Source organism: Micromonospora maritima (assembly GCF_902825405.1).
Classification (GTDB): domain Bacteria; phylum Actinomycetota; class Actinomycetes; order Mycobacteriales; family Micromonosporaceae; genus Micromonospora; species Micromonospora maritima.
In genome coordinates this window covers 1-7,994 of record NZ_CADEAU010000249.1, presented here as the reverse complement: position 1 = coordinate 7,994, position 7,994 = coordinate 1, and the positions used below count along the sequence as shown (strand labels likewise).

Below are 7,994 nucleotides of genomic sequence, written 5' to 3'. Positions count from 1 at the left end.
CGCCGCGCAGCAGCCGGTCGACGGTCGGGTCCTCACCCGCGGAGTCGACCCGTACCAGCGCGCCGGCCGGCGGCGGCGCGGCGCCGGTCAGCACGTCGACCCAGGGCAGCACCTCGGGCCGGGGCAGGCCGGCGGCCAGCACCGCCCGGGTGAACAGGGAGACCCGACGGTTGGCCGGGTTGCCGACGACGGTCAGGCGCATGTCACTCCGACACCGCCGTGTACCGGTAGCTCTCACCGTCGTAGACGTCCGGCTCCTGGGGGTCGGACACGTCGACCCGCACCCCGGGCAGGGCCGCGACCACCGTCGCCGCCGTCTCCTCGGACAGGAAGTGGTGGCGCAGATCGAGGTCGGAAAGGTGGGTCAGCGGCTGACCGGCCAGCAGCGCCGCCGCACCGGAGTCGCCGAGCGTGCCGAGCGACAGGTCGAGCCGGTCGAGCCGGCGCACCACGGGCGCGGCGGCCAGCGCGCCGGCGAGGTCGTCGGCGGCCTCCGCGTTGCGCAGCCCCAACCGGCGCAGCCGCGGGAACCGCGAGCCGTCGAGCAGCGGGGCCAGGTCGGCGGTGGTCGTGTCGCCGCCGTAGTCGGGGGTGCCCAGCCACAGCTCCAGATCGGTCAGCGCGGGCAGGTCGGAGTCGAGCACGGCCCGGACGAACTCCTTCGGCAGGCCGCCGCTCTCCACCGCCAGCCCACGCAGCCGGTCGTGCCGGACGGGGGAGAAGCGGAAGTCGTCCCCGCCCCGCACGCGCAACACCTCCAGGTGCGGGTACGCGTCCAGCAGCGGACTGACGTCGCCGACCTTCATCCAGGAGACCTCGCACTCCTCGGTGACCATGTCGCCGAGGAACAGCGCGCGCAGCGCCGGCAGGCGCGGCGCGGCGGCGCAGAGCTGGGCGATCGGCGCGGGATTGAACGCGGCGTAGCCCCAGGCGCCGACGACCAGGGACTCCACCGTCGGTCCGGCCCGGTCGACGAACTCCTCGAACGCCGCCCGGAACCCGTCGGACGGCTTCTCCTCGTTCGTCTGGTCCCACTCTGACCTGGCGAACCGCCACGAGACGGGACCCGCCACGGTGGGAAGAGGACCGTCGGTGGGAACCTCGACGACCGGCCGCCCGGCGAAGGTCCGGGCGTGGGCGGCGAACGTCATCCGTCGCTCACTCCCCGACCGCGGTGAAGCGGTAGGCGCGGCCGTCGTACTCCTCGGCGGTCTGCGCGTCGGAGACGTCGACCTCGACGCCCGGCAGCGCGGCGACCACCGACGCGGCCACCTCCTCGGACAGGAAGTGGTGGTGCAGGTCGAGCCGGCGCAGGTGGGTCAACGGCTGACCGGCCAGCAGCGCGGCCGCGCCCTCGTCGGTGAGCGCACCCATCGACAGGTCGAGGACCTCCAGCCGCCCGACGACAGGCGCGGTGGCCACCGCCGCGGCGACCGCGTCGGCGATCTCCGCGTTGCACGGCGCCAGGTGCCGCACCGCCGGCAGGCGCTCGCCGGCCAGCACCGCCGCGAGATCGTCGACGGTGGTGTCGCCGCCGTAGTCCGCCCGGCCGAGCCACAGGTCCAGCCGGCGCAGCTCCGGCAGGTCGCAGCCGCCGACCGCGCGCACGACCGCGCCCGGCAGGCCGCCGGACTCGAACCGCAGCTCCCGCAGCCCGGTGTGCCGCACCGGCTCCAGGCGCAGGCCCTGGGCGCCACGGATCCACAGCACCTCCAGCCCGGGGTACGCGGCGAGCAGCGGAGTGACGTCGCCGTGGCTGAGCCAGGAGATCTCGCACTGCTCGTAGGTCAGGTCGGCGAGGAACAGCGCCCGCAGCCCGGTCCAGCGCGATGCGGCGTCGACCAGCAGGTCCACCGGGAGCGGTCGCTCGTACGCCTCGCCCCACTCGCCCACCACGACGGCCCGGACCGCCTCCGGCGGCACCTCGTCCAGCATGGCGCCCACCAGGCCGGCGAACTCCTCCGGGTCGGCGTCGAACTCCTCGACCTCCAGTCGCCAGGCCACGGCGGACGGGTCCGCCGGCGGTGTCATGCCGGGGGTGAACGGCAGGACCGGCATCCCGGCGAACGACGACACGTGCGAGTTGATCACACCAACCTCCGGTGCGGCTGCGGCAAGGGCGGCGGAACCGTAACAGGCGACCCCGACACGGTGATCCGCAGTGGCGGCAGCTGGCATGCTCGGGGCGGAGGGCGCGACGGAGGGTGGGCGTGATGCGGATCGGGGAGCTGTCGGCACGCACCGGGGTCAGTGCGCGGTCGATCCGCTACTACGAGCAGCAGGGCCTGCTCGCGGCCGTCCGCACCGCCAGCGGACAGCGGGTGTTCGCGGAGTCGGCGGTCGCGCGGATCGACCTCATCCGCCGGCTCTTCGACGCCGGGCTGAGCAGCCGGCGGATGTCCGAGCTGCTGCCCTGCGTCACCGACCCCGAGATCCGCACCGGGTGGCTCACCGACCGGCTGCGCGAGGAGCGGTCCCGGATGGTCGCCGAGATGGCGCGGCTCGCGCACGCCGTCTCGGTGCTCGACGACGTGATCGCCGACATGACCGTCCCCGACGAGGCCGCGACGCCGGCGGCCTGATCGGGCTTGCCCCTGACACCGGTGTCACCTCCTACCGTCGGGCCATGACCGGAACCGTCGACACCGGATCGCCGGTGGCAGCCCTGCTCGAACCCGTCACCGTCGCCGGAATGCCGCTGCGATCGCGGATCGTCATGGCCCCGATGACCCGCAACCGCGCGCCCGGTGGGGTGCCCTCCCCGGAGGCGGCCGACTACTACCGGCGGCGCGCCGAGCAGGGCATCGGACTGGTCGTCACCGAGGGCGTCCTGGTGGACCACCCCAGCGCCGGCCACGAGGACACCGTGCCGAGGCTGACGCCCGGGCCGGCCGAGGCCGGCTGGCGGCGCGTGGTCGAGGCGGTCCACGCCGTCGGCGGCCGCATCGCCGCCCAGTTGTGGCACCTGGGCAGCCTGCGGGAGCCGGTGGACGGCCGTCCGGCGTGGACACCGTCCGGGGTACCGGAACCGGGGCGGCCGGTCGGGCGCGCGATGACGCTCGCCGACGCCGACGAGCTGCTGGCGGCGTATGCGACCGCGGCGCGGGCGGCCGGCCGGGTCGGCTTCGACGCCGTGGAGATCCACGCCGCGCACGGATACCTGCTGGACGAGTTCCTCTGGCCGTACACCAACCGCCGGACCGACAGGTACGGCGGCTCACCGGCGCGGCGGGCGGCCTTCCCGGCCGAGGTCGTACGCGCGGTGCGCGCGCACCTGCCGGCGGACCGCCCGGTGATCGTGCGGTTCTCGCAGTTCAAGGAGCGGGCCTTCGACGCCCGCGTCGCCGACACCCCGGCCGAGCTGGGGGAGATCCTCACCGTGTTCGCCGACGCGGGCGCCGGCGTCCTGCACGCCTCGCAGCGCCGGTTCTGGCAGCCGGCGTTCGCCGGCTCGGCGCTGAACCTGGCCGGCTGGGCGAAGCGCCTCACCGGCCTGCCGTCGATCACCGTGGGCTCGGTGGGACTGACCCGCGACTTCCTGCGTCCGGGCCGGCCGGAGTCGGTGTCCGGCCTCGCGACCCGGCTGGCGGGCGGGGAGTTCGACCTGGTCGCCGTGGGGCGCGCCCTGCTCGGCAACCCGGCCTGGGCGACCCTCGCGGCGGCCGGCCGCCTGGCCGAGATCGCGGACTACCGCAAGGCGCACGAGGACGTGTATCCGTAGTCCACCGGGCTTGACGTGGTCGATGTTATCGCTCACAGTCGAGACAGGGCAGAAGCACCGCAAGGCTCACCGGGCGAGCCGTGCTGGTCGGACCTCGACACCACCACCGGACGCGGGTCGAGGCGTCGCATCACCACCGTCGCAACCCGGAAGAGGAATCCGCATGAGACCAACGAGAGCCCTGCTGTCCACCGGCCTGCTGGCCGGCGCGCTGGTGGCCGGCATGGCGGTGGCGCTGGCCCCCGCCGCCGACGCCGGCACGACGCTGCGCGCGGCGGCGGCCGAGAAGGGCCGCTACTTCGGCGCCGCGGTCGCCACCGGCAAGCTGTCCGACAGCACGTACTCGACCGTCCTGAACCGCGAGTTCAACTCCGTGGTGGCCGAGAACGAGATGAAGTGGGACGCCACCGAGCCCCAGCAGGGGCGGTTCACCTACACCGGCGGCGACCGGCTGGTCAGCCACGCCCGGGCCAACGGCATGAGCGTGCGTGGTCACACGCTGCTCTGGCACGCCCAGCAGCCGAGCTGGGCGCAGGGCCTGTCCGGCAGCGCGTTGCGCAGCGCCGCGATCAACCACGTCACCCAGGTCGCCACCCACTTCCGGGGGCAGATCTACGCCTGGGACGTGGTGAACGAGGCGTTCGCCGACGGCGGCTCCGGCGGACGCCGCGACTCCAACCTCCAGCGCACCGGCAACGACTGGATCGAGGCGGCCTTCCGCGCCGCGCGGGCCGCGGACCCGGGCGCCAAGCTCTGCTACAACGACTACAACACCGACGGGATCAACGCGAAGTCGACGGGCATCTACAACATGGTGCGCGACTTCAAGGCCCGGGGCGTGCCGATCGACTGCGTGGGCTTCCAGTCGCACCTGGGCACCACGATCCCGGGTGACTACCAGGCAAACCTCCAGCGCTTCGCCGACCTGGGCGTGGACGTGCAGATCACCGAGCTGGACGTGACGACCGGCGGTAACCAGGCGAACATCTACGGCACGGTCACCCGCGCCTGCCTCGCGGTGTCGCGGTGCACCGGCATCACGGTGTGGGGCGTGCGTGACTGCGACTCGTGGCGCGGTTCGGACAACGCGCTGCTGTTCGACTGTGCCGGGAACAAGAAGGCCGCGTACACCTCGGTGCTCAACGCGCTGAACGCCGGCGGGACCACCACCCCGCCGCCGAACACCACGGCGCCGCCGCCCACCACCACCTCGCCGCCGCCGTCGCAGGGCGGCTGCTCGGCCTCGGTGTCGCTGAATGCGTGGACCGGCGGGTTCGTGGCCACGGTCCGGGTGACCGCCGGTTCGGGTGGCACCCTGGGGTGGGCCGTCACCATGACGCTGCCGGGTGGCGCGAGCGTCACGAACACGTGGAGCGCCACGGCGAGCGGCAGCACGGGCACGGTCCGGTTCACCAACGTGGACTACAACGGCCAGCTCGGCGCCGGGCAGAGCACGGAGTTCGGGTTCCAGGGCAACGGCAGCGGATCGGGTCTGACGCCCTCCTGCGCCGCCGCCTGACGCACCCACCGGAGGGGCGGCGCGACGACCGGCGCGCCGCCCCTTCGCGACCCGGCCACCCGCCGCCCGTGCCGGCCCCTGTTACGAGACCGAGACATACGCGTCTCGTCCGATCGGTTGACGCTGCAACTTGTGGGCGTTAACACCCGGGAGGGGATGCCGGTGCGGTTCCGCAGTGGAGGGAGACGGGCACGTGCGCAGACGTCTTCTGGCGGCACTCGGCGGCATCGTGATCGCGGTCGGCCTGGGCTTCCTGTCCGCCGAGGCCGGGGTGATCTACTCGTCCCGCTCCAACGGGGCCCAGCCGGCGGCCGGCACCATGTTCGAGCTGGACGCGATCGCGGCGGCCTTCATCGGCGGCGCGGCCGTCACCGGTGGGGTCGGCACCGTCGTCGGCGCCATGGTCGGTGGCCTGATCATGGCGGTGATGAGCAACGGCATGCAGCTGATGGGCGTCGACCAGTCCGTGCAGCCGGTGACGGGTCAGACCGGGAACCGGCCACGCCGCCACTGCCAGTGGCGGCCGGCCCGCAGGTGGTCGACGACGGCGCGTTGGAGCGCGGTGCGCCGCGGCAGCTCGTCGAGCGGCGTGCTCAGGGTGCGGAACACGAACCGCAGCACCTCGACGTCGCCGTCCAACCCCTCCTGCTCCTCGTACGGTTCCAGCTCGAACCGGCGCTGGAACCGGACGATGTTGGAGTCCTCCGGCAGGTATTCGCGCAGTTGCGGGTCGAGCAGCCAGGAGCCGCAGGAGAACTCCGTGTGACGCTCGTGCGGGAAGTGGCGGGCAAAGAACGCGCGGGCCTGGTCGAGCGACGCCGTGACCGCCTCCGGTGTCAGCGGCCCCGCGTCGGGGACGTGCAGTCCGATGGTGTCGCCGCGCTGGTGCTGGAGCCGGCCCAGCTCGTAGAGCCCGCCGCGGGTGTGCAGCGTCAGCCAGCTCTGCATGACCGGCCAGCCCTCGCCGCGCATCCGCCGGTCGACGGCCAGGTTGCGGCCCAGGTCGGCGAGCGTCGCCCAGGACACGGCGTCGGGCACGCCGTGGTCCCGGTGGTAGCCGCGCGTGACGTCCACCAGGGCCAGGTACGCGTAGACGTAGAGGTGCCGCCAGGCCGGGCCCCGCTCGCGCGGCAACGCCGGACCGGGCGGCAGCCACTCGTGGCCGCCGAGGTCGGCGCGGACCAGGGCGGTCGAGCGGTCCAGCAGCCAGCGCAGCTCCGGGGTCCACAGGGGTGAGTCGGAGTCGGGCCAGGCGGCCAGGATCTCCGCGGCGTCGTCCGGTGGCACTCCGAGGCGGTCGAGCAGGGCGGGCATGTCGGCCCGGGCGGGAAGCGGTGCCGACGGGTGGTCGACGGCGAGCCGGTGCACGCGCTCGACCTCCTCGACCGGAACCCCGAGCCGGGCGGCGGTGTCGTCGAGATCCACCCGGCCGACCCTACCGACCGGCGGGGCCGTGGCGACAGGCCCGAAACCGCTCGGCCGTCCGGCAGGCCGGGTGCACCGCCGGCCGTCCACGGGTCCCGGTGCCCCAGGTGAAGGTTACTTGCGAAAATGACGCTCTTCGATGAGCATACCTTTCACATGCACTGACATCCATCAATCAGTTGGTGCGCGGCTCCCCGCCGTCCGGGGGTGAGGAGACACGATGAGGACTGCCCTTCGACGCGTGGCCGTCTGGTTGGCCACCGCGACGCTGACCGTCACCGCCCTGGTGCTGACGAATCCCTCGGCCGCGCAGGCGGCCACCCCGGCGTGGCCCACGTTGAGCGGCGGCATGTCCGGCCCGAACGTCGCGTCCGCCCAGTTCCTGCTCCGCCACCACGGGCAGACCCTGACCGTGGACGGCGCCTTCACCACCGGGACCACCGCCGCGGTGCGGGCGTTCCAGACCGCCAGCGGGCTCCCCGCCGACGGGGTCGTCGGCCCGCTGACCTGGTCGCGCCTCGTGGTGACGCTCGACCCGGGCGCCAGCAACAACGCCGTACGGGCGTTGCAGACGGCGCTCAACAAGTACGGCTACGGGCTCACCGTGGACGGCGCCTGGGGCGCGGCCACCACCAGCGCCGTCACCGCCTTCAAGACCGGCCGGGGTCTCACCGGCGGCACCACCGTCGGCGCGACCACCTGGCAGTGGCTCCTCGGCGACGGTGGGGGCGGCGGCACCTACGCGCTGGTCATCGGGCGCTCGGTGCTGCCGCGCAGCGAGTACGACGACCCGCACCACGACTATCCGGCGATCGACCTGCCCACGAACAGCGGTGTGACGACGTACGCGATCACCGCCGGCACGGTCGGCCATGCCGGCGGCGGCTGTGGCTACGGCATCGGCATCACCGCCGACGACGGCACCTACTACCTCTACTGCCACCTGTCGTCCCGGGCCGTCGCCGACGGGGCGCGGGTCGTTGCCGGGCAGGTCATCGGCTACACCGGCTCCACCGGCAACTCCACCGGGCCGCACCTGCACCTGGAGGTGCGCGTCGGCGGTGCGAACCGCTGCCCGCAGAACCTGCTGCTGGCCCTCTACGACAACGCGGCCGTGCCGGCCCCGGGCACGCTCCCGACGACCGGCTGCACCTACTGACCGCAGGCGGGGCGGCGCGGGCGACCCGGACGGGCCGTTCCGCGCCGCCCCGCGGCTCAGGCCAGTTCCGCCCAGCGGGCGTACATGGTCAGGTCGCGGACGGTCCGCCGGGTCAGCTCCGGCGGCACGCCCTCGCCCCAGCCCGCCGCCACGGACGCAGCCGCGCGCAG

7 protein-coding genes and 2 pseudogenes are annotated in these 7,994 nt (G+C 73.9%); 5 read left to right on the top strand and 4 right to left on the bottom strand.

All coding sequences use genetic code 11. From position 1 onward, the window contains the following. From HUW36_RS20475 to HUW36_RS20465, 3 genes and pseudogenes are all read right to left on the bottom strand, one after another. A pseudogene (locus tag HUW36_RS20475) lies at positions 1–202 on the bottom strand (STM4014 family protein); the annotation flags it as partial. Position 203: 1 nt separating this feature from the next. After that, positions 204–1,151, bottom strand: a complete 948-nt coding sequence (locus tag HUW36_RS20470) for an STM4015 family protein (protein WP_174529646.1) — start codon at positions 1,149–1,151, stop codon at positions 204–206. Positions 1,152–1,158: 7 nt separating this feature from the next. Then, positions 1,159–2,091, bottom strand: coding sequence for an STM4015 family protein (locus HUW36_RS20465; protein WP_217428842.1), 933 nt, complete (start codon positions 2,089–2,091; stop codon positions 1,159–1,161). A 122-nt stretch (positions 2,092–2,213) separates the two neighbouring features. Between HUW36_RS20465 and HUW36_RS20460 the strand changes: the two genes are divergently transcribed. The 4 genes and pseudogenes from HUW36_RS20460 to HUW36_RS20445 all read left to right on the top strand — a co-directional run. After that, positions 2,214–2,582, top strand: a complete 369-nt coding sequence (locus HUW36_RS20460; protein WP_174529645.1) for a MerR family transcriptional regulator — start codon at positions 2,214–2,216, stop codon at positions 2,580–2,582. A gap of 44 nt (positions 2,583–2,626) precedes the next feature. Then, on the top strand, positions 2,627–3,721 hold the full coding sequence (locus HUW36_RS20455; RefSeq protein ID WP_174529644.1) for an oxidoreductase: 1,095 nt from the start codon (positions 2,627–2,629) through the stop codon (positions 3,719–3,721). Between the two features lie 163 nt (positions 3,722–3,884). Next, on the top strand, positions 3,885–5,240 hold the full coding sequence (locus HUW36_RS20450; RefSeq protein ID WP_174529643.1) for a glycoside hydrolase family 10 protein: 1,356 nt from the start codon (positions 3,885–3,887) through the stop codon (positions 5,238–5,240). A 232-nt stretch (positions 5,241–5,472) separates the two neighbouring features. Then, positions 5,473–5,718, top strand: a pseudogene (locus HUW36_RS20445) (ABC transporter permease subunit); the annotation flags it as partial. 5 nt (positions 5,719–5,723) lie between these two features. Here HUW36_RS20445 and HUW36_RS20440 read toward each other — a convergent pair. Further along, the gene (locus HUW36_RS20440; protein WP_174529642.1) at positions 5,724–6,665 is read right to left on the bottom strand and encodes an acyltransferase domain-containing protein; all 942 of its coding nucleotides are present in this window, start codon (positions 6,663–6,665) and stop codon (positions 5,724–5,726) included. A gap of 220 nt (positions 6,666–6,885) precedes the next feature. Here HUW36_RS20440 and HUW36_RS20435 point away from each other — a divergent pair, with 220 nt between their 5' ends. Further along, positions 6,886–7,824 carry a peptidoglycan-binding protein gene (locus tag HUW36_RS20435; protein WP_174529641.1) on the top strand — a complete coding sequence of 313 codons (939 nt, stop codon included), beginning with the start codon at positions 6,886–6,888 and terminating at the stop codon, positions 7,822–7,824. Positions 7,825–7,994 lie beyond the last annotated feature (170 nt).